The organism is Streptomyces cucumeris (genome assembly GCF_024295805.1).
Classification (GTDB): domain Bacteria; phylum Actinomycetota; class Actinomycetes; order Streptomycetales; family Streptomycetaceae; genus Streptomyces; species Streptomyces cucumeris.
The window spans coordinates 114257-135250 of record NZ_JANCLX010000017.1; the positions used below are offsets into that span (position 1 = coordinate 114257).

Annotated in this window: 23 protein-coding genes; 5 read left to right on the plus strand and 18 right to left on the minus strand. The window is 70.4% G+C overall.

The features are described from left to right. Positions 1–4: 4 nt before the first annotated feature. On the minus strand, positions 5–364 hold the full coding sequence (locus NMK44_RS24180; RefSeq protein WP_254746416.1) for an NADH-quinone oxidoreductase subunit A: 360 nt from the start codon (positions 362–364) through the stop codon (positions 5–7). Positions 365–1187: 823 nt separating this feature from the next. Between NMK44_RS24180 and NMK44_RS24185 the strand changes: the two genes are divergently transcribed. Continuing rightward, positions 1188–1991, plus strand: a complete 804-nt coding sequence (locus NMK44_RS24185) for a C40 family peptidase (protein ID WP_254746418.1) — start codon at positions 1188–1190, stop codon at positions 1989–1991. Positions 1992–2094: 103 nt separating this feature from the next. On the opposite strand, the gene NMK44_RS24190 is transcribed toward NMK44_RS24185, so the two are convergent. Continuing rightward, positions 2095–2517, minus strand: coding sequence for a CBS domain-containing protein (locus NMK44_RS24190; RefSeq protein ID WP_254746420.1), 423 nt, complete (start codon positions 2515–2517; stop codon positions 2095–2097). A 249-nt stretch (positions 2518–2766) separates the two neighbouring features. Between NMK44_RS24190 and NMK44_RS24195 the strand changes: the two genes are divergently transcribed. Then, entirely contained in the window at positions 2767–3555 is a 789-nt protein-coding gene (locus NMK44_RS24195; RefSeq protein WP_254746422.1) for a VOC family protein, read from the plus strand. Positions 3556–3585: 30 nt separating this feature from the next. Here NMK44_RS24195 and NMK44_RS24200 read toward each other — a convergent pair whose 3' ends face one another. After that, positions 3586–4869, minus strand: a complete 1284-nt coding sequence (locus NMK44_RS24200; protein ID WP_254746582.1) for a geranylgeranyl reductase family protein — start codon at positions 4867–4869, stop codon at positions 3586–3588. 132 nt (positions 4870–5001) lie between these two features. On the opposite strand from NMK44_RS24200, the gene NMK44_RS24205 reads away from it, so the two are divergent. Next, entirely contained in the window at positions 5002–5508 is a 507-nt protein-coding gene (locus tag NMK44_RS24205; RefSeq protein ID WP_254746424.1) for a GNAT family N-acetyltransferase, read from the plus strand. 60 nt (positions 5509–5568) lie between these two features. Here NMK44_RS24205 and NMK44_RS24210 read toward each other — a convergent pair whose 3' ends face one another. The 5 genes from NMK44_RS24210 to NMK44_RS24230 form a co-directional block, all read right to left on the minus strand. Beyond that, a complete protein-coding gene (locus NMK44_RS24210) occupies positions 5569–6264 on the minus strand; it encodes a demethylmenaquinone methyltransferase (protein ID WP_254746426.1) in 696 nt (231 codons plus the stop codon). A gap of 64 nt (positions 6265–6328) precedes the next feature. Beyond that, positions 6329–6892, minus strand: coding sequence for a hypothetical protein (locus NMK44_RS24215; protein WP_374215334.1), 564 nt, complete (start codon positions 6890–6892; stop codon positions 6329–6331). Positions 6893–6902: 10 nt separating this feature from the next. After that, positions 6903–8102: a cyclic dehypoxanthinyl futalosine synthase gene (gene mqnC, locus NMK44_RS24220; protein ID WP_254746430.1), complete on the minus strand. Its 1200-nt coding sequence runs from the start codon at positions 8100–8102 to the stop codon at positions 6903–6905. Positions 8103–8383: 281 nt separating this feature from the next. Next, on the minus strand, positions 8384–10189 hold the full coding sequence (locus NMK44_RS24225) for a serine/threonine-protein kinase (RefSeq protein ID WP_254746432.1): 1806 nt from the start codon (positions 10187–10189) through the stop codon (positions 8384–8386). A gap of 62 nt (positions 10190–10251) precedes the next feature. After that, positions 10252–11088 carry a menaquinone biosynthetic enzyme MqnA/MqnD family protein gene (locus NMK44_RS24230; RefSeq protein ID WP_308358502.1) on the minus strand — a complete coding sequence of 279 codons (837 nt, stop codon included), beginning with the start codon at positions 11086–11088 and terminating at the stop codon, positions 10252–10254. Positions 11089–11484: 396 nt separating this feature from the next. Between NMK44_RS24230 and NMK44_RS24235 the strand changes: the two genes are divergently transcribed. Next, positions 11485–11688, plus strand: coding sequence for a cold-shock protein (locus tag NMK44_RS24235; RefSeq protein WP_009715975.1), 204 nt, complete (start codon positions 11485–11487; stop codon positions 11686–11688). Between the two features lie 101 nt (positions 11689–11789). On the opposite strand, the gene NMK44_RS24240 is transcribed toward NMK44_RS24235, so the two are convergent. The 7 genes from NMK44_RS24240 to NMK44_RS24270 all read right to left on the minus strand — a co-directional run bounded on the left by NMK44_RS24240 (position 11790) and on the right by NMK44_RS24270 (position 17604). Further along, a complete protein-coding gene (locus NMK44_RS24240) occupies positions 11790–12239 on the minus strand; it encodes a cupin domain-containing protein (RefSeq protein ID WP_308358504.1) in 450 nt (149 codons plus the stop codon). Between the two features lie 146 nt (positions 12240–12385). Next, the gene (locus NMK44_RS24245; RefSeq protein ID WP_254746590.1) at positions 12386–12994 is read right to left on the minus strand and encodes a TetR/AcrR family transcriptional regulator; all 609 of its coding nucleotides are present in this window, start codon (positions 12992–12994) and stop codon (positions 12386–12388) included. Positions 12995–13269: 275 nt separating this feature from the next. Next, positions 13270–14613, minus strand: coding sequence for a dicarboxylate/amino acid:cation symporter (locus NMK44_RS24250; protein ID WP_254746434.1), 1344 nt, complete (start codon positions 14611–14613; stop codon positions 13270–13272). 370 nt (positions 14614–14983) lie between these two features. Then, positions 14984–15271, minus strand: coding sequence for a DUF4229 domain-containing protein (locus NMK44_RS24255; protein WP_254746436.1), 288 nt, complete (start codon positions 15269–15271; stop codon positions 14984–14986). Positions 15272–15331: 60 nt separating this feature from the next. Further along, complete coding sequence (locus NMK44_RS24260) at positions 15332–15856, minus strand: GNAT family N-acetyltransferase (protein ID WP_254746438.1); 525 nt, start codon at positions 15854–15856, stop codon at positions 15332–15334. A gap of 25 nt (positions 15857–15881) precedes the next feature. Then, positions 15882–17060, minus strand: coding sequence for an aminofutalosine synthase MqnE (mqnE, locus tag NMK44_RS24265; RefSeq protein WP_254746440.1), 1179 nt, complete (start codon positions 17058–17060; stop codon positions 15882–15884). 82 nt (positions 17061–17142) lie between these two features. Next, positions 17143–17604 (minus strand): Lrp/AsnC family transcriptional regulator, encoded by a 462-nt coding sequence (locus NMK44_RS24270; RefSeq protein ID WP_254746442.1) that lies wholly within the window; start codon positions 17602–17604, stop codon positions 17143–17145. Positions 17605–17717: 113 nt separating this feature from the next. Here NMK44_RS24270 and NMK44_RS24275 point away from each other — a divergent pair, with 113 nt between their 5' ends. Next, the gene (locus NMK44_RS24275; protein ID WP_254746443.1) at positions 17718–17885 is read left to right on the plus strand and encodes a hypothetical protein; all 168 of its coding nucleotides are present in this window, start codon (positions 17718–17720) and stop codon (positions 17883–17885) included. On the opposite strand, the gene NMK44_RS24280 is transcribed toward NMK44_RS24275, so the two are convergent. The 3 genes from NMK44_RS24280 to NMK44_RS24290 are packed head-to-tail and all read right to left on the minus strand — an operon-like array spanning position 17882 to position 20971. After that, positions 17882–18586, minus strand: coding sequence for a UbiX family flavin prenyltransferase (locus NMK44_RS24280; RefSeq protein ID WP_254746445.1), 705 nt, complete (start codon positions 18584–18586; stop codon positions 17882–17884). The two genes, NMK44_RS24275 and NMK44_RS24280, sit on opposite strands and share 4 nt — an antisense overlap. Before the next feature lie 34 nt (positions 18587–18620). Continuing rightward, positions 18621–19523, minus strand: a complete 903-nt coding sequence (mqnP, locus tag NMK44_RS24285; RefSeq protein WP_254746447.1) for a menaquinone biosynthesis prenyltransferase MqnP — start codon at positions 19521–19523, stop codon at positions 18621–18623. Beyond that, a complete protein-coding gene (locus tag NMK44_RS24290; protein WP_254746449.1) occupies positions 19520–20971 on the minus strand; it encodes a menaquinone biosynthesis decarboxylase in 1452 nt (483 codons plus the stop codon). Before NMK44_RS24290 ends, mqnP begins: the two co-directional genes overlap by 4 nt. Positions 20972–20994: the final 23 nt, after the last annotated feature.

A 20994-nucleotide genomic window follows, 5' to 3' on the forward strand; every position in this document is an offset into this window, starting at 1 on the left:
CCCTTCAGTCCCACTCCAGTCCGCCGCGCCGCCACACATAGGCGTAGGCGACGAAGACGGTGAGCACGAAGAGGAGCATCTCCACGAGCCCGAACAGCCCCAGGGCGTCGAAGGAAACGGCCCAGGGGTAGAGGAAGACGATCTCGATGTCGAAGACGATGAAGAGCATCGCCGTCAGGTAGTACTTGATGGGGAAGCGCCCACCGCCGGCCGGATGCGGAGTCGGCTCGATACCGCATTCGTAGGCCTCGAGCCTGGCCCGGTTGTAGCGCTTGGGGCCGATGATCGCGGCCATGAAAACCGAGAAGATCGCAAAACCTGCCCCGAGGGCTCCCAGTACGAGGATGGGCGCGTATGCGTTCACCGTCCTCGCTCCCTTCAGTCGACGATGACTGTCTGGCGGACCGCACGGACGTGCCGTCGCCCCACGAAGATCGTGCTCATGTGAGGCAGTTCACAAGCCCGTTTCGCCTGCATCCTATGCCCGTCGGTCTGTGATCTGCGACACGGGGTACGTCACCGTCTTTGTGATCTCCACCACCTGACGAAGGATCATGAAGTCGGATGAGCGGTGATCTTGTACGCGAAGCATCCGAACGATCACCAGAAGTGACATTCGGGGACGTCGTCACTGGTGAGGGCGTTGCGCCCTTACCAAGACATGGTACATACATGCAAATTTGCGATGGACATCGTCAGCTGATATTTGTCCGCCACCCTCCCGGGTGACCCGGTCGCCGGGCCGGCGCCCGCACCACCCGCAGGACGCACCCGGCGTCCACCCGCCCTCCTTGATCGCCGGTTCGCGCTTTGTTTCACGAGCGGTCCGCGCGGTCACTCCACGTATCGGCCGTACCCGCTTCACGCGTCGGCCCCGTCCGCTTCACCACCCACCCACGGGAGCCCCGCGAACGGGCGCCACGGAGTGAGGTATCCCACGTCCCGATGGGTTGTGGAACCCGAATTCACGGGAACCTTTGATATGCGGGCTGCATCGGTGGTAGACCGCCCGCCGGCTCCGCACGGCCGCCAAATGCCGTGCGTAGAGACATGATCGAGAAATTCGGACATCGCGGCGGGCGCCGCGGTGGCGGCCGAATCAGCCGATTTTTAGGCGTGTACACGCCAAATGTGGCGCACCCCACTTTTGTTGATCCGGGCCTTTCGGCCCTGATAGCCAGTGACCTATGTCCCCAGTCGCACACATACCCAGCCACCGGAAGCCCCGCCGTGCCGCGTCCAAGGGCACACTCCGCGCAGGGGTGACCGGTGGCTTCCTCACCATCGCGGTGGCCGGTGCCGCCGTGCCCGCTTCCGCCACCGAGTCGTCGGCCGCCGAGTCGACGATCGAGATGCCGACCGTCAGCGCCACGCTGGCGAGCACGGCCGCCCAGACCGCCGACGCCACGCAGCAGGCAGCCTCGGACTACCAGCTGCAGGCGCAGCAGGACCAGGCCGCCGCCCACGCGAAGGCCGAGGCCAAGAAGGCCAAGGCGGAGGCCGACCGCAAGGCGAAGGAAGCCAAGGAGGCGGCGCGCAAGGCCGCCGCCAAGCGTGCGGCCGAGGCCAAGGCCGAGAAGGCGTCCCGCTCCGCCGAGCGCTCGACCCTCTCCACGCCCAGCACCAGCAACGCCACGGGTAACGCCGCCACCGTCATCAGCTTCCTGAAGGCGCAGCTCGGCAAGTCGTACGTGCTCGGCACCAGCGGTCCGACCTCCTACGACTGCTCCGGTCTGACCCAGGCCGCGTTCAAGCAGATCGGCATCGACCTGCCGCGCGTCTCCCAGGACCAGTCCACCGTCGGCACCCAGGTGTCGCTGGACAACCTCCAGCCGGGCGACATCCTCTACTGGGGCAGCTCCGGCAGCGCCTACCACGTCGGTGTCTACATCGGCGACGGCAAGTTCATCGGCGCCCAGAACCCGAGCACCGGCATCGTCGAGCGTCCGCTGGACTACGACATGCCCACCGGCGCGGTGCGCGTCCTGTAATTCCCGCACGGCTGTCGTCCGCGCACGGCCAACTGCCGCGCACGGCACCGCCGAACGGCCACGGGGCCGCCGTTCCCTCCCGGGGGCGGCGGCCTCATGCCGTTCACGCCGTGGCGTACACCTTCTCCACGAACTCGCCGATCTGCTGGTCCGAGAGGTGCCGGGCGAGGTCCGCCTCGCTGATCATGCCGACCAGCCGCTTGTTCTTGTCGATCACCGGCAGCCGGCGGATCCGGTGCTCCTCCATCTCCCGCAGCACCTCGCTGACATCGGCGTCCGCGCTGATCCAGCGCGGGGTGCCCTTGGCGAGGTCCCCGGCCGTCATCCGGGACGCGTCGCCGCCGCGCGCCACACAGCCGACCACGATGTCGCGGTCGGTGAGGATGCCGCACAGCCGCTCGTTGCTGTCGCTGACCGGCAGCGCCCCGACGTTCAGTTCGCGCATCAGCTGGGCGGCGCGGTCCAGCGACTCGGTGGCCGGAATCCACTGCGCGCCCGGGTGCATGATGTCCGCTGCCTTCGTCATGGGAGTACCTCCTGACGGCCCACCGGCGGCGGAACCGGCCCGCGGGCCCCATCGTTCCGGTCGCCGCGGCTGACGCTCACGGCGCCCCCCACACGTTCATTGTCACCGCCGCCGGGTGACCGCGTCATATCGGGAGCCGCACCGCACGCGGAGGTCCGGGGCCGTTCCCGGTCCCGGCGGCGGCGTTCCGGGGCCGGTGCCAGACTGAGGACGAGAGGTCCTTCACGCCCGACCGCCGGAGGAGCATCCATGCTCACCACCGACTACGTCCCCGGCGCGCCCAACTGGCTCGATCTCGGCGCCCCCGACACCGACGCGGCCGTGGCCTTCTACCAGGGGCTGCTGGGCTGGAGTTTCGAGTCGGCCGGGCCCGAGGCGGGCGGCTACGGCTTCTTCACACGGGACCGCAAGACCGTCGCGGCCCTCGGTCCGCTCACCGAGCAGAACGCGCGCTCGGCCTGGACGCCGTACTTCCACACGCCCGACGCCGACGCCACCGCGGCATCCGTCGAGATGGCGGGCGGCGCGGTGGTGGTCGCGCCGTTCGATGTCTTCCACGAGGGACGGATGGCCCATTTCGCCGATCCCGGGGGCGCCCGGTTCGCCGTCTGGCAGCCCGGCAAGACGGCCGGTCTGGAGCTGGTCAACGACCCGGGCAGTCTGTGCTGGACCGAGCTGCACTCCCCCGACCCCGTCGTGGCCCTCGCCTTCTACCACGCCGTCTTCGGCTGGGACGCCGAGGACGTCTCGTTCCCCGGCGGGACGTACACCGTGCTCTCCACGTCCGGCGCCGGGAAGGACGGCGCCTTCGGCGGGGTCGCCAAGCTCCAGGAGGGACATTCGACCCCCGCGCAGTGGCTGCCCTACATCCAGGTCACGGACTGCGACGGAGTGGTCACCAAGGGGCAGGAGCTGGGCGGTTCGGTGCTGATGCCCGCCTTCTCCGCCGAGGGCGTCGGCCGGATGGCCTGGCTGACGGACGTGGCCGGGGCGCCGTTCGGCGTCCTCACCAGCGAGGGCGAGGACGGCGGCGGCTGACCCGCTGCGGCCCGGCCGACAGGACAGGGCCTAGGCCCGCGGGGTCACCTTGGTCAGACCGTTGATGATGCGGTCCATCGCGTCCCCGCCCGTCGGGTCGGTCAGGTTCGCCAGCAGCTTCAGGGTGAAGCGCATCAGCATCGGGTGGGTCAGCCCGCGCTCGGTCGCCAGCCGCATCACCTTCGGGTTGCCGATCAGCTTCACGAAGGCGCGGCCCAGCGTGTAGTAGCCGCCGTAGGTGTCCTTGAGGACCTTCGGATAGCGCTGGAGCGCCATCTCCCGCTGCGCGGCGGTGGTCCGGGCGTGGGCCTGCACGATCACATCGGCGGCGAGCTGCCCGGATTCCATCGCATAGGCGATGCCCTCGCCGTTGAACGGGTTGACCATGCCGCCCGCGTCGCCCACCAGGAGCAGCCCGCGGGTGTAGTGCGGCTGGCGGTTGAACGCCATCGGCAGGGCGGCGCCGCGGATCGGCCCGGTCATGTTCTCCGGGGTGTAGCCCCACTCCTCCGGCGTCGAGGCGCACCACGCCTTGAGGATCTCCCGCCAGTCCAACTCCTTGAAGGACGAGGAGGTGTTGAGCACGCCGAGGCCGACGTTGCTCGTCCCGTCGCCCATGCCGAAGATCCAGCCGTAGCCGGGCAGCAGCCGGTCCTGCGCACCGCGCCGGTCCCACAACTCCAGCCAGGACTCCAGGTAGTCGTCGTCATGGCGGGGCGAGGTGAAGTACGTGCGCACCGCGACGCCCATCGGACGGTCCTCGCGCCGGTGCAGCCCCATCCCCAGCGACAGCCGGGTGGAGTTGCCGTCGGCGGCGACGACGAGCGGGGCGTGAAAGGTGACCGGCGTCTTCTCCTCGCCCAGCTTGGCCTCGACACCGGTGATCCGGCCGGTGCGCGGATCGGTGATCGGCGCGCCCACGTTGCAGCGCTCGTACAGCCGCGCCCCGGCCTTCTGCGCCTGGTTCGCGAGCTGCTCGTCGAAGTCGTCGCGCTTGCGGACCAGTCCGTAGTCCGGATAGGCGGCCAGATCGGGCCAGTCCAGCTCCAGCCGCACCCCGCCGCCGATGATCCGCAGACCCTTGTTACGCAGCCAGCCCGCCTCCTCGGAGACGTCGATGCCCATGGCGACGAGCTGCTTGGTGGCGCGCGGGGTCAGCCCGTCACCGCACACCTTCTCGCGCGGAAAGGCCGTCTTCTCCAGCAGCAGTACGTCCAGACCGGCCTTGGCCAGGTAGTACGCGGTGGTGGAACCGGCCGGTCCGGCACCGACGACGATCACGTCGGCGGTGCGCTCCGAGCTCCCGGAGGACACGCTCTGGGTGGGTGCGGTCTCGCTCACGCGGGGTCTCCCGAAGCCTCGGTAACGGCGTGCCGGTCGCGCCGGGCACTGGACAGCAGCAGTCTATGGGGGCCGTACTCGACCACTCGCGAAGGGCCGCCCCTGATGACCGTGACCCAGCCCGCCGTACACCTGCGCGTGCCCACCCCCGAGGACGCCTCGGCCTGGCACCGCGTCTTCGACGATCCGGAGGTGATGGAGTTCCACGGCGGGGCCTCCCATGACCTCGCCCACTACGAGGAGTTCACCGCCCGCCAGCGCGCGCACGCCGAGGCGCACGGCTTCTGCCTCTACACCCTGCTGAACGACTCGGACGAGGTGATCGGCTTCACCGGCGCCCAGCCGTGGCCCCAGGACTGGGGTCCGGTGGGCGAGATCGAGATCGGCTGGCGGCTCGGCCGGGCGTACTGGGGCCGCGGCTACGCCACCGTGGCGGCCGAAGCCGCGCTGGAGCGGGTGCGCGCCGCCGGGGTCGGCCATGTGGTCGCGATGGTGCACGCCCGCAACGAGCGCTCCATAGCGGTGACCCGGCGGCTGGGCATGCGCGCCGCGGAGCACCTGGAGTCGCCGGTCTCCCGGGTCCCGGCCATCTGCCACCGGCTGGACCTGTGAGACCGGCGGCTTGACCTGGAGGACCGGCGGCCGGACCGCCGGGCGGCGGCCGCGAGCCGCCTACTCCGGCCGGTACGCGCGGTGCAGGGCCACCACACCGCCGGTGAGGTTGCGCCACGCGGGCCGGGACCAGCCCGCGCGGCCCAGCCGGGCGGCGAGTCCGGCCTGGTCGGGCCAGGCACGGATGGACTCGGCGAGGTAGACGTACGCGTCCGGGCTGCTGCTGACCGCGGTGGCGATCGGCGGCAGCGCGCGCATCAGGTACTCGGTGTAGACGGTGCGGAACGGCGCCCAGGTCGGATGGCTGAACTCGCAGATGACGATCCGGCCGCCGGGCCGGGTCACCCGCAGCATCTCGCGCAGCGCGCCCTCGGTGTCCTGGACGTTGCGCAGCCCGAAGGAGATCGTGACGGCGTCGAAGACCCCGTCGGCGAAGGGCAGCCGGGTCGCGTCACCCGCGGTCAGCGGCAGCCCGGGGTGGCGCTTCTTGCCCTCCTTCAGCATGCCGATCGAGAAGTCGCAGGGGACCACGTAGGCGCCCGCGGCACGGAAGGGCAGCGAGGAGGTACCGGTACCGGCGGCGAGGTCGAGCACCCGCTCACCGGGGCGCGCGTCCACCGCGCGGGCGACCGCCTTGCGCCACTGACGGGCCTGCCCGAGGGACAGCACGTCATTGGTGCGGTCGTACTTGGCCGCCACGTCGTCGAACATGGCGGCGACTTCCTGCGGCTGCTTGTCCAGGGATGCTCGGGTCACAGCCCCATTGTTCACCTCGTGCGGCACGGTCCGCCGCAGGGGTCGGCCCCCGCCGCGCCCCGGCTCACCGCCGCCGGTGCACCAGCCGCCCGTCCAGGGCCGTGACGAGGCAGTCACCGTCGTCGGCGAAGACCGCGAAGTCGGCGACGCCGCTCGGGACCAGGGCGCGCGGCCGGGGGCCGGACGCCTCCCGGATACCGGACCGGGCCACGGCGGTGCGCACCGCGGGCCGGGTGAACGGCCCCGTGAGCACGGTCGTGCCCCGCGCCAGCAGCCGCTGCACCCCGCGCCGGGCACTGGCGCCCCAGCGCGCGTCGGTCAGCTCCAGGGCCGCGAGCGCCTCCCCGGTGAGTGGTTCACCGCCGAGCGCATCGGCCTCGCGCGGATCGGGGTGGTAGGCGGCCTCCAGGTACGCGGCACCGTCCGGTTCGTAGCGGCCGGGGGTCAGCGTCCCGTCCCACTCCCGGATCCGGGCGCGCTCGCCGTACTCGGCCAGGAGGTCCTCGTACGGCCCGATGGCCGCGAAGCGGGCGCCGGTGACGACCACCGCGTACCCCGGCTCCGTCCGCTCCTCGGACGGGTGGTCCACCACGAGGCGGACCGCGCGCACACGGTGGATCGTCAGCACGGGGGCGCGGTCACTTCGCGTCGATGAGCTTGAGCTCGGGGTGGGCGGTGCCGCCGGCGATCGCCGTGGAGGAGACATGGGAGACGACACGGTCGTCGACGGGGTCGTTCGCCGGGTCCTCGTGCACCACCAGGTGCTCGTACGTCGTGGCGCGCTGTGCGGGGACCCGGCCCGCCGCGCGGATCAGATGCAGCAGCTCCATGCGGTTGGAACGGTGCCTGGCACCCGCCGAGGAGACCACGTTCTCCTCCAGCATCACCGAGCCGAGGTCATCCGCGCCGTAATGCAGCGACAGCTGACCGGCCTCCTTGCCCACCGTCAGCCAGGACCCCTGGATATGGGCGACGTTGTCCAGGAACAGCCGCGCGATCGCGATCATCCGCAGGTACTCGAAGATCGTCGCCTGCGTCTGCCCCTTCAGCTTGTTGTTCTCCGGCTGATACGTGTACGGGATGAACGCGCGGAAGCCACCGGTGCGGTCCTGCACCTCACGGATCATCCGGATGTGCTCGATCCGCTCCGCGTTCGTCTCCCCCGTCCCCATCAGCATCGTCGAGGTGGACTCCACGCCCAGGCGGTGGGCGATCTCCATGATCTCCAGCCACCGCTCACCGGACTCCTTCAGCGGCGCGATCGCCTTGCGCGGCCGCTCCGGCAGCAACTCCGCACCCGCGCCCGCGAACGAGTCCAGACCCGCCGCGTGAATCCGCCGGATCGCCTCCTCCGCCGACACACCCGAGATCCGCGCCATGTGCTCGACCTCGGACGCCCCCAGCGAATGGATCACCAACTGCGGGAACGCCTTCTTGATCGCCGAGAAGTGCTCCTCGTAGTACTCCACCCCGTAGTCGGGATGGTGCCCACCCTGGAACATGATCTGCGTACCGCCGAGCTCCACGGTCTCCGCACAGCGCTTCAGGATGTCGTCGAGATCACGGCTCCAGCCCTTCTCCCCATCCTTCGGCGCGGCGTAGAACGCACAGAACTTGCACGCCGTCACACACACATTGGTGTAGTTGATGTTCCGCTCGATGATGTACGTGGCGATGTGCTCCGTACCGGCGTAACGACGTCGGCGCACCGCGTCCGCGGCCGCACCCAACGCGTGCAGCGGCGCGAACCGGTACAGGTCGAGCGCTTCCTGCGGTGTGATGCGGCCCCCGGCTGCGGCGCGGTCGAGGACTGCCTGCAACTCTGCGTGTGCGGTCACCGGGGCGTACCTTTCGGAGGTTTACGGGCGGACCGAATCAGCCTACGCCAGCGGTGATGCGCCGCTCCCGGGGCGTGTCCCGTCCACGCGGGCGCCCCCTGGCGACGGCTAGGTCCTGTCCTGTCGATCTTCGTGGATCAGGCCGCGGCGTCTGGTGCCGTAGCTCGCAAGGCGGAGGGTCGTCCTTGTCCTCGGGTAGCGGGCGTACTCGGATGATCCCGACAACGCGGCGAGGTGCGGTGCCAGGCGTCGCGGGCCCACGAAGATCGGCAGGACAGGGCCTAGCGGAGCCTGTGCAGGGTGCCGCTCGGATCGCCCGCCCGGTCGTCCTTCGCGCGGTAGCGCAGGGTGTCGCCCGCTAGGACGAACCGCTCCTGGGTGGAACCGTCGCTGCACCCCTCCTGGGGCCGGTCCCGCTTCAGCGCGGCGTCCAGCCGGAGTTCACCGGAGGAGGCGGAGACCAGCTTCCAGGTGCTGTCGCAGCGCAGCACCGACAGCGTCACCCGGCCGGTCGCGACCTGCTCCCCGACCCGGCCCTGCCGGAAGGTGATGGTCATGGTGCCCACGGGGATGCCGGAGTCCGAGGTGAGGTCGCCGCGCCAGGTGCCGAGGAACGTCTTGGGGATCGCGCCGGGGCCCGCGCCGTCGCTCGGCGTCGCCGAGGACGGCGGCGTCGCGGACGGGCTCCCGCCGGGCCGGGCGTCGCCGCGCGGACCGGCCTTGGTGTCCTTGCCGCTGCCGGGCAGGACGTCGAAGACCACCGCGGCGGTCGTCGCGGCGGCCAGGGCGCCCGCGACGGAGAGCACCAGGGTGCAACTGAGCGCCTTGGGGCGGTTGCGGCCGCCCACGGACGCGCTGAGCGCGACACCGCGTCCCCGCTCGGGGAGCGGGGCGGGGTACGACGGCGGCGGAGGAGGAGTGGAGCGGTCGGCCGGTTCACGGCCCGGGAGTCCGTCCGCGTACGAGGGGTCCGGGGGTCCGAAGGCGCCGAGCGCGGGCGATCCGGCGGTGGACGGCTCGGGGACCCGGGCCGGAACCGGAGCCGGAGCCGGGGTGTGGGGCGCCGACCGGTCCGGGCCGGTGGCGGACGTCTCTTCGGCCCGCGGTGCCGGGGTCGCTTCCGCACTCGCCTCCGGTTCCGCAGGCGCGGCTGCCACGTCCCCGGTCGGTTCCGGATCCTCCGTTTCCGCCTCCAGATCGAGCAGTTGCACCGCGCGCCGGCTCACCCGCTCCACCAGCGTCCCCGGCAGCCAGCCGGACCGCACGAGCCCCGAGGCGCCGTCCGCGGGCGCCAGCCGCCGGGCGATCTGCTCCGGGGTGGGACGCTCGGCGGGGTTCTTGGCCAGGCACGCGGCCACCAGCTCGCGCAGATCGCCGGTGAGCTGCTCGCTGAGCCGGGGTTCGGCGTGGACCACCTTGTACAGCAGCGCCGCCGAACTGTCGCCCGGGAAGGGACCCTCACCGGTCGCCGCGTACGCCAGCACCGAGCCCAGCGAGAAGACGTCCGCCGGTCCGCCGACGTCCTCCCCGAGGATCTGCTCGGGCGCCATGTAGCCGGGCGACCCGATGGACGCCCCGGTGGAGGTGAGCGAGGCGGTGCCGTCGGTGGCGCGGGCGATCCCGAAGTCGATCAACCGCGGCCCGTCGAGGGCCAGCAGCACATTGGACGGCTTGACGTCCCGGTGGACCAGGCCCAGCGCATGCACGGCGGCCAGCGCCTCCGCGAGCCCCGCCCCCAGCGCCCGTACCGACGCCTCGGGAAGCGGTCCCTCGTCGGATATCGCCCGGCTGAGCGAGGGGCCCGCCACATAGCCGGTGGCCACCCACGGCACGGCGGCCCCGGGGTCGGCGTCCAGCACCGGCGCGGTCCACGCACCACCGACCCGGCGCGCGGCCTCGACCTCACGCCGGAAGCGCGCGCGGAACTGCTCGTCCAGCGCGAAGTGGGGGTGCACCACCTTGACCGCGACCGTGCGCCCTCCGGCGCTGCGCCCGAGGTAGACACGGCCCATACCGCCCGAGCCGAGCCGTCCGAGCAGCCGGTACGCGCCGATGACCCGTGGGTCGTCCGCTCCCAGCGGATCCATGGCGGGCCTCCCCCGTCGACGGCGCGGTCCAGCTTAGGCGGGCCCGGGACGGCACGGGCCGCTCAGACCGCGGAGGTCTGCCCGTCCAGCAGCTCCACCCGGACGTCCGCCGGGTAGCCCCCGTCATGTCCGGTCCGGCGGGCGAACTCGGCGATGCCCTTCAACTGGGCCCGGCCCAGGCTGAAGTCGAGGGTGGTGAAGTAGCGCTCCAGCACCGGCGGTTCCAGGGCCTCCCAGCGCGCCGCCTGCTCGGCGACCTTGCCGACCTCCTCCAGCGAGACGTTCCGGGAGGCGAGGAACGCCTCATGCACCTTGTGCACGATCACCGGCTCCCGCTCCAGGTAGTCGCGGCGGACCGCCCAGACCGCGAAGACGAACGGCAGCCCGGTCCACTCCTTCCACATCTGCCCGAGGTCATGGACCTGGAGGCCCAGCCGGGATGCCTCGTGGAGGTTGGCGCGCAGCGCCGCGTCACCGATGAGCACCGCCGCCTCGGCCTCCTGCATCATCAGGCTGAGGTCGGGCGGGCAGGTGTAGTACTCGGGGGTGATCCCGTGCCGCTCGGCCAGCAGAAGCTGGGCCAGCCGTACGGAGGTGCGGGAGGCCGAGCCCAGCGCCACCCGCGCGTGGTCGAGCTGCTCCAGCGGCACCTGCGAGACGATCACGCAGGACATCACGGGCCCGTCGCAGCCCACCGCGATGTCCGGCAGCGCCACCAGGTCGTCGGCGTTGCGCAGGTACTCGACCAGGCTGATCGGGCCGATGTCGAGGTCGCCGCGGACGAGCTGGTCGTTCAGGGCGTCGGGGGTGTCCTTGGTGAGCTCGAAGTCGAGGAGCGAACCGGTCCTGGCGAGGCCCCAGTACAGCGGCATGCAGTTCAGGTACTGGATGTGGCCCACTCTCGGGCGGCTGCGCCGGCGGTCGCCGTCGGGCGTGACGCCGTCGGAGGCACCCTGTGTACTCCGCGAGGGGGAACTCGGTGAAATGTCCACATGCGGAGGCTAGCCCCGCAGGGCGCCCACGGCGGCGGCGGGGTGCCGCGAGCCCTCCGGCGATTCTCCGGCAGTAGCTGCGCGACCTGCGATCTTATCCATCTCCGAGGTGCTGGAAACCCCACTTATTCGTGATCTTCGGCTCTTTCCCCTCGCACACGCTGCGTGCTAAGCTCGCCGCAAGTTGCAGTTTGGTTTCCCTTGCAGTACAGAGCCTGCGGAGCATGTAACCGCGGGCTTTTGTAGTTTTCAGACTTCTTGCAGGTTCTGGAGCAGGGCAACCCTTTGGCCCAAGGAGGGCTTATGGCTACCGGAACCGTCAAGTGGTTCAACGCCGAGAAGGGCTTCGGCTTCATCGCCCAGGACGGCGGCGGCCCCGATGTCTTCGTTCACTACTCCGCGATCAACGCGTCTGGCTTCCGCTCCCTCGAGGAGAACCAGGCCGTGACCTTCGACGTCACCCAGGGTCCGAAGGGCCCGCAGGCTGAGAACGTCAGCGCGGTCTGATCTAGCAGTACCCAAGGAGCCCTGCTCCCTCCACACCGGTGGGGGAAGCGGGGCTCCTGCCTTTCCGGGCCCCGGACCCGGACCCCGAGCCCGGACCGGGGTCACCCCTCCCACCTGCGGAAATCCGCGAGCTCAAAGCCCGGTGAGACCACTCGGCTCACCAGCACCTCCTCATCCGCCGCCGGCCGCGCCGACTGCCACACCCCCGGCGGTACGACGGCCTGGGGCCGCTGCCCGGCCGCGATATCCGGCCCCAGCGCCACCTCGGCGGGCTCGTCCGTCTCCGGCCGCTCCCCCGGCCCGCCCAGCAACAGCCGCAGCGGACCGCCCCGGTGCCACAGCCACAGCTCGGCCGAGAGCACCCTGTGCCAGTGCTGCTCCTCACCGGGGGTCAGCAGGAAGTAGACCGCCGTGGCCGTGGCCCGGTCACCGGTGTACCCGGGGAGCGGGGCCGAGACCGCACCGCGCCAGGTCTCCCGGTACCAGCCGCCCTCGGGATGCGGCCGCAGGCCGAGCCATTCGGCCGTGGCGGGACGACGGGTCATGGCCATGCTCGCTCACCGCTCTCACACGTCCGGCAGGACCCGTCGAGATTAGCCAGCGCATGGAGGACGACGGCGGCGCACCGCGGAGGTGCGCGCCCGATCAGGTGACCGCGCGCCCCGTAAGCGAGGCGGATGACACCGCGTCAACCGTCCTACCCGGCCGGGTGCGGGACGGCCTCGCGGGCCCATCCCTCACCGCGCAGCACATTGCCCAGCCCGGCCCAGGCGAAGTCCATCAGGGTCGCCGCCGCCTCCTGGGCCGACGGCCCGCCCTGGTCACCCGCCCAGTCGGCCAGCGACTCCGCCGCGCCCACCAGGGCGTACGCGATGGCGGCCACATCCGCGCGGTCCAGCCGCTCGCGCGCCGCGTTGTCCCGCGCCGCCACGGCCAGCAACTGGGTCACGAAGGCCACCAGTTCCTCCCGCATCGCGGCCACCTCACGCGCGAACGGCCGTCCGTGCGTACGGGCCTGGACGTGCAGCAGCGTCCAGCCGTCCGGGTGGGCGGCGGTGTGCGTGAAGAACCCGCTCAGCCCGCTCCACAACTGCCGGTCGGCGGAGGCCCCCTGCTCCACGGCGACGCGCACCGCCGCCACCAGGGCCGCGGCCTCACGCCGGATACAGGCCGCGAACAGCTCCTCCTTGGAGTGCAGATACAGATAGACCAGCGGTTTGGAGACGCCCGCCAGCTCCGCTATGTCGTCCATCGAGGCGTGCTGGTAGCCGCTGCGCGCGAACGCCCGCACCGCCGCGTCCAGCATCTGCTGCTCCCGCACCGCCCGTGGTACGCGCTTGCCCCTCGTCGCCCCGCCCACGCAGGCAGCCCCCTTCGATCCGTGCCCCCGCACACATATCGCCGCCTAGCCTAGGCCCTGTCCTGCCGGTCTTCGCGGGCCCCGAAGTAGGTGAACCCCTACGGGACATGGCTCACGGCACCGTGCCCCCGGACCCCTACGGGACATGGCACCGTGCCCCCGGACCTCTGCGGGTCCGGGGGCACGGGGATGCCGTCGCGGCGGGCGCGCCGCTCGCGGTGTTACGCGGCGGCCAGCTGGGGTTCGGCCGGGTCCGCCTGGCCGGTGCCGTCCGGGTCGTCCAGCGGGGACGAGGAGGCGTGGGCGTAGGCGTCGCGGTCGAGGATCTTCTCCCGGGCCGAGACCAGGACCGGGATCAGGGCCTGGCCCGCCACATTGGTGGCGGTCCGCATCATGTCCAGCACCGGGTCGATGGCCATCAGCAGACCCACGCCCTCCAGGGGCAGGCCCAGCGTGGAGAGGGTCAGGGTCAGCATGACCGTGGCGCCGGTGAGGCCCGCGGTGGCGGCGGAGCCGATGACCGAGACGAAGGCGATCAGCAGGTAGTCGCCGATGCCGAGCTGGACGTCGAAGATCTGGGCGATGAAGATCGCGGCGATGGCCGGGTAGATCGAGGCGCAGCCGTCCATCTTGGTGGTGGAGCCGAACGGCACCGCGAAGGAGGCGTACTCCTTGGGGACGCCCAGGCGCTCGGTGACCTTCTGGGTCAGCGGCATGGTGCCGACCGAGGAGCGGGAGACGAAGGCGAGCTGGATGGCGGGCCAGGCGCCCTTGAAGAAGTTCAGCGGGTTGACCTTGGCGACCGTGGAGAGCAGCAGCGGGTAGACGCCGAACATCACCAGCGCGCAGCCGATGTAGATGTCGGCGGTGAAGGTCGCGTACTTGCCGATGAGGTCCCAGCCGTACTCGGCGATGGCGAAGCCGATGAGGCCGAGGGTGCCCAGCGGGGCGAGGCGGATGACCCACCACAGCGCCTTCTGGAGCAGCTCCAGCACCGCCTGGCTCAGGTTCAGGATCGGCTGGGCCTTCTCACCGAGCTGGAGGGCGGCGACGCCCGCCACGGCGGCGAGGAAGACGATCTGGAGGACGTTGAGCTCGGTGAACGGCGTGACCACGTCGGTCGGCACGATCCCGGTCAGGAAGTCCAGCCAGGAACCCGCCTCCTCGGGCTTGGCGCCGTCCTTGGGGGTGAGGTCGGTGCCCGCGCCGGGGTCGGTGAGCAGACCGATGGCCAGGCCGATGGCGACCGCGATCAGCGAGGTGGCCATGAACCACAGCAGGGTGCGGGTCGCCAGCCGGGCGGCGTTGTTGACGTTCCGCAGGTTGGTGATCGATATCAGGATCGCGAAGAAGACCAGCGGGGCCACGGCCAGCTTCAGGAGCTGGACGAAGATCGAGCCGACCTTGTCGAGCGTGGTGACCAGCCAGCCGATGTCACCGCTGCGGGCGACCCAGCCGAGCAGCACACCCAGCACCAGGCCGAGCAGGATCTGGGCCCAGAAAGGCACCTTGGGCAGGCGGAAGGACGACGACGTCTTGGGGGACGTCTCGGGAACGGACGACAACGGACACACTCCGGGGAGGTCACAGTGAGGGAGAAGAAGAAGAGCCAGGAGTCCGTACGGGATCTCCGGCCGCTGTACGCGAGGTGGGTCAGCGGCGGCGACAGGCCGCGGACAGGCAGCGGCAAAGATCGATGTGCAGGCGCGCCACGAGCGGAACGCTCGCTGCGATACGGGGCGCGGCTGCTGTCGTCATGACAAGTACGTTAACACCGCTGCTTTGAGTAACCCAAAGAAAATCTTTGGGCCCGGTTCCCCGGTCCGGCCCCGCACACGGCAACGCCCCGTGGGTCAGCGGATGCTGACCCACGGGGCGTGGCGAAGCGGTGTGGGTGGTGTGAGGAGGGTTACAGCGGGGCCGGTGCGGCGCCGGTCAGACGCCGTCCTCCTGGCTCTGGTTCGCCGCCAGGCGCTCCTTGGCGCGGTCCACCCTCCCGGCGACGTGGACCGCCATGGCCTCCCGCTGCTTGCGCAGCAGCACCCAGCTCAGCGGGGCGGAGACGACGAGGGCGAGCAGCGCCACCCAGAACAGGTTCGACCGGCCGAGGCCCGAGGGGACCAGCCGGAACCAGACCAGCGCCCAGATGGCCAGGAAGGAGCCGGCGAAGATCCCCAGGCGCATCAGGGTGTAGCGGAACGTGGCGCTCGGCTGGAGTGACACGGCTGGACTTCTTTCTGCTGGGGGGATCTGCCCTCCCAGTGAAGCACGTCCGCATTTCGATCAATTCAGCGGCAGCCACATCGTGATGTCGTCGCGGAACTCGCCCTCCGCGACCCGGATCGCGTCCGGTACCCGGCCGACCTCCTTGTAGCCGCAGGAGCCGTAGAACCGCTCCAGACCGCGGCCGCCGCGACAGGTCAGCCGTATCCCGGTGATCCCGCCCAGTCCGCGGGCGGCCTCCCCGGCCGCCGCCATCAGCGCGCGGCCGTATCCCTTGCCCTGGTGGGAGGGGTGGACCATCACCGTGAACAGCCAGCACCAGTGGCGCATCAGCCGGTGGGTGTTGAGGCCGAGGACGGCGGTCGCGGCGACCGTGCCGTCCTCGTCGCGGCCGACCAGCAGCCGGGCGCGGTCCTCGGCCATCGCCACCAGGTGCTTGACCAGCTCCGAGCGGACGTCGTCGACCGTGACGGGGGGCACGAAGCCGACCGCCCCGTCCGCGTTCGAGGTGTCGGCCCACAGGGAGCAGATCCCGTCGCGCAGCTCGGGGGTGACGGCCGGGTCGAGTTCGAACGTCAGAGGCATGGGCCGACGATAACCAGCCGGGCCCTCAGACCCGCATGGGCTGGGGGGACTCGCGGCGGTCCGGGTCGGGACCCTCGTAGTCGCGGATGATCTCGTAGCGGGTGTTGCGCTCGACCGGACGGAAGCCCGCGTCCCGGATCAGATCCAGCAGATCGTCACGGGTCAGCTTGTTCGGCGTCCCGTAGTTGTCCGCGTCATGGGTGATCTTGTACTCGACGACCGAGCCGTCCATGTCGTCCGCACCGTGGTTCAGCGCGAGCTGAGCCGTCTGCACCCCGTGCATGACCCAGAAGACCTTCACATGCGGGACGTTGTCGAACAGCAGCCGCGAGACCGCGAACGTCTTCAGCGCCTCCGCGCCGGTCGCCATCGTCGTCCGCGCCTGCAGCCGGTTGCGGATCTTGCCGTCCTTCATGTCCACGAAGTCGTGCTGATAGCGCAGCGGGATGAAGACCTGGAACCCTCCGGTCTCATCCTGGAGCTCCCGCAGCCGCAGGACGTGGTCCACCCGGTGCCGGGGCTCCTCGATATGCCCGTAGAGCATCGTGCACGGCGTCTTCAGACCCTTCTCATGGGCCAGCCGGTGGATCCGCGACCAGTCCTCCCAGTGGGTCTCGTGGTCCACGATGTGCTGCCGGACCTCCCAGTCGAAGATCTCGGCACCGCCGCCGGTCAGCGACTCAAGACCCGCGTCGATCAGCTCGTCCAGGATCTCCGACGCGCCGAGCCCGGAGATCTTCTCGAAGTGATGGATCTCCGTGGCGGTGAACGCCTTCAGCGAGACCTCCGGCAGCGCCTCCTTCAGCGCCCGCAGCGACCTCGGGTAGTACCGCCAGGGAAGGGTGGGGTGCAGACCGTTGACGATGTGCAGCTCGGTGAGGTTCTCCCCCTCCATCGCCTTGGCGAGCCACACCGCCTCCTCGATCCGCATCGTGTAGGCGTCCTTCTCACCCGGCTTCCGTTGGAACGAGCAGTACGCACAGGACGCCGTGCACACATTGGTCATGTTCAGATGGCGGTTGACGTTGAAGTGCACGACATCGCCGTTCTTACGCGTGCGCACCTCATGGGCCAGACCGCCCAGCCACGCCAGATCGTCGGACGCGTACAGGGCGATGCCGTCCTCACGGGACAGCCGCTCCCCGGCGAGAACCTTCTGCTCCAACTCCCGCTTGAAACCCACGTCCTGTGTGGTCGCCGTCACGCGGTCGCCTCCCATGCGTTCGCCCCCTGCGTCCGGCCGTCTTTCTCCGGCCCTTCCTCTGCCGATGTCGGCTTCGCCGAGACTACGCCTCGATGTCCTCGGGGAGCTCTCCGACCCGGTTCTCCCACTTGGTGGACAGCACGATCGTGGTGCGGGTGCGGGAGACGCCCTTGGTGCCGGACAGCCTGCGGATGGTCCGCTCCAGACCGTCCACGTCCGAGGCGCGCACCTTGAGCATGTAGGAGTCGTCGCCCGCGATGAACCAGCAGTCCTCGATCTCGGCGAGGTCGCGCATCCGCTGTGCCACGTCCTCGTGGTCGGTGGCGTCGGAGAGCTGGATGCCGATCAGCGCGGTGACCCCGAGCCCGAGGGACGCGGCGTCGACGGTCGCGCGATAGCCGGTGATGACACCGGCCGCCTCCAGGCGGTTGATCCGGTCCGTGACGCTGGGTCCGGACAGGCCGACCAGCCTGCCCAGCTCCGCGTACGAGGCCCTGCCGTTCTCCCGCAGCGCCTGGATGAGCTGCCTGTCCACCGCGTCCATATGCCGTACGCCTTCCATTATTCAGAGTTCGAGCGACATTACATGTAGAATCTAAGGCATCAGGGCCACAAGCCCTGCAAATTTTCAGGCGATCGACCTGTTTTCCTCAGGAGATGAGACTCACCGTGTACTCGATCGAGGGTCTTGAAGCCCGTATGCATGAGCTGCGGGACCTGGCCAACCGCTCGCGTGCGAACCACCGGCCCACCTCCCGTGCGGGGCGCCGCGCGGTCGTCGTCGCGGCCCGCGCCGCGATGGCCCGGAAGCGCTGGACGCGCTAACCCCTCCCCCGGTCCCCACCGAGTTCCCCTTCCCACCGGCGGTACAGCTTGTGCGGCACTCCGGCCGCGTCGAGTACCCGCCCCGCGACGAAGTCCACCAGATCCTGGATATGCGTCGCGCCCGCGTAGAACGCCGGAGAGGCGGGCAGTACCACCGCGCCCGCCTCGTCCAGTGAGACCAGGTGCCGGAGCGTCTGACCGTTCAGCGGGGTCTCCCGCACCGCGACCACGAGCGGGCGCCGCTCCTTGAGGGTCACGCTCGCGGCCCGCTGGAGCAGGTCCTTCGACAGCCCCAGCGCCACCCCGGCCACACACGCCGTGCTCGCCGGGACGATCAGCATCCCCTTGACCTGGTACGAACCGGAGGACGGCCCGGCGGCGAGGTCCCCGGCCGCCCAGTGGCGCACCTCCGCGACCCCGGCCGGCACCTCGAAGGCGTCGGGCGTGCCGTCCGCGCCGCGGGCCAGCCAGCGGCACAGGTCGTCACGCCAGTGCGCGTCCCGGAACGCGATCCCGGTCTCGTCCAGCAGCGTCAGCCGGGACGCCCGGCTGATCACCAGGTCGACGGCCTCCCCCGCGGTCAGCAGCGCGCGCAGCACCGAGGCGGCGAACGGCGTCCCGGACGCGCCGGACACACCGACCACCCAGGGGCGTCGGCTCACCTCTTCGTACGGCTCGTACGGCTCCTGCGGCGGCTCCACACGCCCGAGCCTATCCGCCGCCGTCCGGCCGCTCTCACAGGCTCAGCCCCCGCACCAGCAGGTCGAGCAGCGCACAGCAGAACAGCGCGATCCCGATGAAGCCGTTGACCGTGAAGAAGGCCCGGTTCAACCGTGACAGATCGCCCGGGCGCACGATGCTGTGCTCGTAGCCGAAGGCCGCCGTGACGATCACCAGCCCCGTCCAGAAGAACGCTCCGGCGTCCGTGGCCAGTCCGTACCAGACCAGCAGGCCGACGGTGAGCACATGGCAGAACCGCGCGCCGTACAGCGCTCCCGCGATCCCGAAACGGGCCGGGACCGACCGCACCCCGTGCGCCCGGTCGGCCGCCACGTCCTGGCAGGCGAAGATCAGGTCGAAGCCGCCGATCCAGATGCCGACCGCGAGCCCCAGGATCACCGCCTCCCAGGACCATTCACCGGTGACCCCGATCCAGGCACCGACCGGTCCCATCGCCTGGGCCAGGCCCAGGATGGCGTGCGGATAGTCGGTGAACCGCTTGCCGTACGGATAGACCACCATCGGCACCACGGCGACCGGCGCCAGCACCAGGCACAGCGGGTTCAGCAGGGCGGCGGCTCCCAGGAAGACCGCGAGCGCGACCAGCGCACCGGTCCACGCGGTGCGCACCGACACGGCGCCGGTGACCAGTTCGCGGCCCGCGGTCCGCGGATTGCGGGCGTCGATCTCGCGGTCGATGATCCGGTTCGCGGCCATCGCGAAGGTGCGCAAGCCCACCATCGCCACCGTGATCAGCAGCAGCCGGGTCCAGTGGACGCGCTCGTCGAGCCGGAACATGGCGGTGAGCGCGGCGATGTAGGCGAAGGGCAGCGCGAAGACGGAGTGCTCGATCATCACCAGCCGCAGGAACGACTTGGTGGCCCCGGGACGCGGCGCGGCAGCGGCGGCGGACGTCACAGCCCGTACTCCTTCCAGCGGCGCGTCACCCGGTCGGATGTCGCGGGATCGGACTCGACCATCCGGGGCCAGCCGCCGTCCCGTGTGTAGCCCTCCTCGGGCCACTTCGCGGTGGCGTCGATCCCCGCCTTGCCACCCCAGAACTGCTGGTACGAGGAGTGGTCGAGATGGTCGACCGGGCCCTCGACCACGGTGAGGTCGCGGGCGTAGTCCGTGTTCCCCAGCGCGCGCCAGGACACCTCATGGAGGTCGTGCACATCACAGTCGGCGTCCACCACCACGATCAGCTTGGTGAGCGACATCATGTGGGCGCCCCAGATGGCGTGCATCACCTTCTGCGCGTGCTTGGGGTACTTCTTGTCGATCGAGACGATCGCGCAGTTGTGGAAACCGCCGGACTCGGGGAGGTGGTAGTCCACGATGTCGGGGACGACGATCTTGAGCAGCGGGAGGAAGAACCGCTCGGTGGCCCGGCCCAGCGGACCGTCCTCGGTCGGCGGCCGCCCCACCACGATCGACTGCAGCAGCGGCCGTTTGCGCATGGTCACACAGTCGATGGTCAGCGCCGGGAACGGCTCCTGCGGGGTGTAGAAGCCGGTGTGGTCGCCGAACGGGCCCTCCGGCAGCATCTCCCCCGGCTCCAGCCACCCCTCGATGACCACCTCGGCGTTGGCCGGGACCTGGAGCGGCACCGTCTTGCAGTCGACCATCTCGATCCGCTTGCCCTGGAGGAATCCGGCGAAGAGGTACTCGTCGATATCGCCCGGCAGCGGGGCCGTGGAGGCGTACGTCACGGCGGGCGGCGCGCCGAAGGCGATGGCCACCGGCAGCTTCTCACCGCGCCTGGCCGCCACTTGGTAGTGGTTGCGGCTGTCCTTGTGGATCTGCCAGTGCATGCCGATGGTGCGGCGGTCATGGCGCTGGAGGCGGTAGAGGCCGAGGTTGCGCACCCCGGTCTCCGGATGCTTGGTGTGTGTCAGGCCCAGGTTGAAGAACGAGCCGCCGTCCTCGGGCCAGGTGAACAGCGCCGGGAGCGCCTCCAGGTCCACGTCCTCACCGGTGAGCACGACCTCCTGGACCGGCGCGTCCTTGACCTTCTTCGGCGGTACGTGCGCCATGGCGCCCAGTTTCCCGAACGCCTCGCGGACGCCGACGAAGCCGTGCGGCAGCTCCGGCCTGACCAGACCGCCGATCTTCTCGCTGATCTCGTCGTAGGAGCGCAGGCCGAGGGACTTCAGCAGCCGGCGGTCGGTACCGAAGACGTTCATCGCCAGCGGCATCGACGAGCCCTTGACGTTCTCGAAGAGCAGCGCGGGACCGCCCGCCTTGTTGACCCTGTCGACGATCTCGCCGATCTCCAGGTGCGGATCGACTTCGGCCTTGACCCGCTTGAGGTCACCTTCCCTGTCCAGCGCCCGCAGAAAGGAACGAAGATCGTCATAAGCCATGCGTCCCAGTATCCGGTACGCAC

Bases quoted from the DNA above. Each gene is read 5' to 3' on its own strand.
- NMK44_RS24195 (WP_254746422.1), top strand. From the start codon at position 2,767: ATGCTCACCACCGACTACGTCCCCGGCGCGCCCAACTGGCTCGATCTC.
- NMK44_RS24245 (WP_254746590.1), bottom strand. From the start codon at position 12,994: ATGCTGGACGCGGCGGTGCGGGCGTTCGCGCGCAGCGGCTACCAGCAC.
- NMK44_RS24235 (WP_009715975.1), top strand. From the start codon at position 11,485: ATGGCTACCGGAACCGTCAAGTGGTTCAACGCCGAGAAGGGCTTCGGC.
- NMK44_RS24225 (WP_254746432.1), bottom strand. From the start codon at position 10,189: ATGGATCCGCTGGGAGCGGACGACCCACGGGTCATCGGCGCGTACCGG.
- NMK44_RS24190 (WP_254746420.1), bottom strand. From the start codon at position 2,517: ATGACGAAGGCAGCGGACATCATGCACCCGGGCGCGCAGTGGATTCCG.
- NMK44_RS24185 (WP_254746418.1), top strand. From the start codon at position 1,188: ATGTCCCCAGTCGCACACATACCCAGCCACCGGAAGCCCCGCCGTGCC.
- NMK44_RS24240 (WP_308358504.1), bottom strand. From the start codon at position 12,239: ATGGCCATGACCCGTCGTCCCGCCACGGCCGAATGGCTCGGCCTGCGG.
- NMK44_RS24205 (WP_254746424.1), top strand. From the start codon at position 5,002: ATGACCGTGACCCAGCCCGCCGTACACCTGCGCGTGCCCACCCCCGAG.
- NMK44_RS24275 (WP_254746443.1), top strand. From the start codon at position 17,718: ATGAGACTCACCGTGTACTCGATCGAGGGTCTTGAAGCCCGTATGCAT.
- NMK44_RS24290 (WP_254746449.1), bottom strand. From the start codon at position 20,971: ATGGCTTATGACGATCTTCGTTCCTTTCTGCGGGCGCTGGACAGGGAA.
- NMK44_RS24260 (WP_254746438.1), bottom strand. From the start codon at position 15,856: ATGCCTCTGACGTTCGAACTCGACCCGGCCGTCACCCCCGAGCTGCGC.
- NMK44_RS24270 (WP_254746442.1), bottom strand. From the start codon at position 17,604: ATGGACGCGGTGGACAGGCAGCTCATCCAGGCGCTGCGGGAGAACGGC.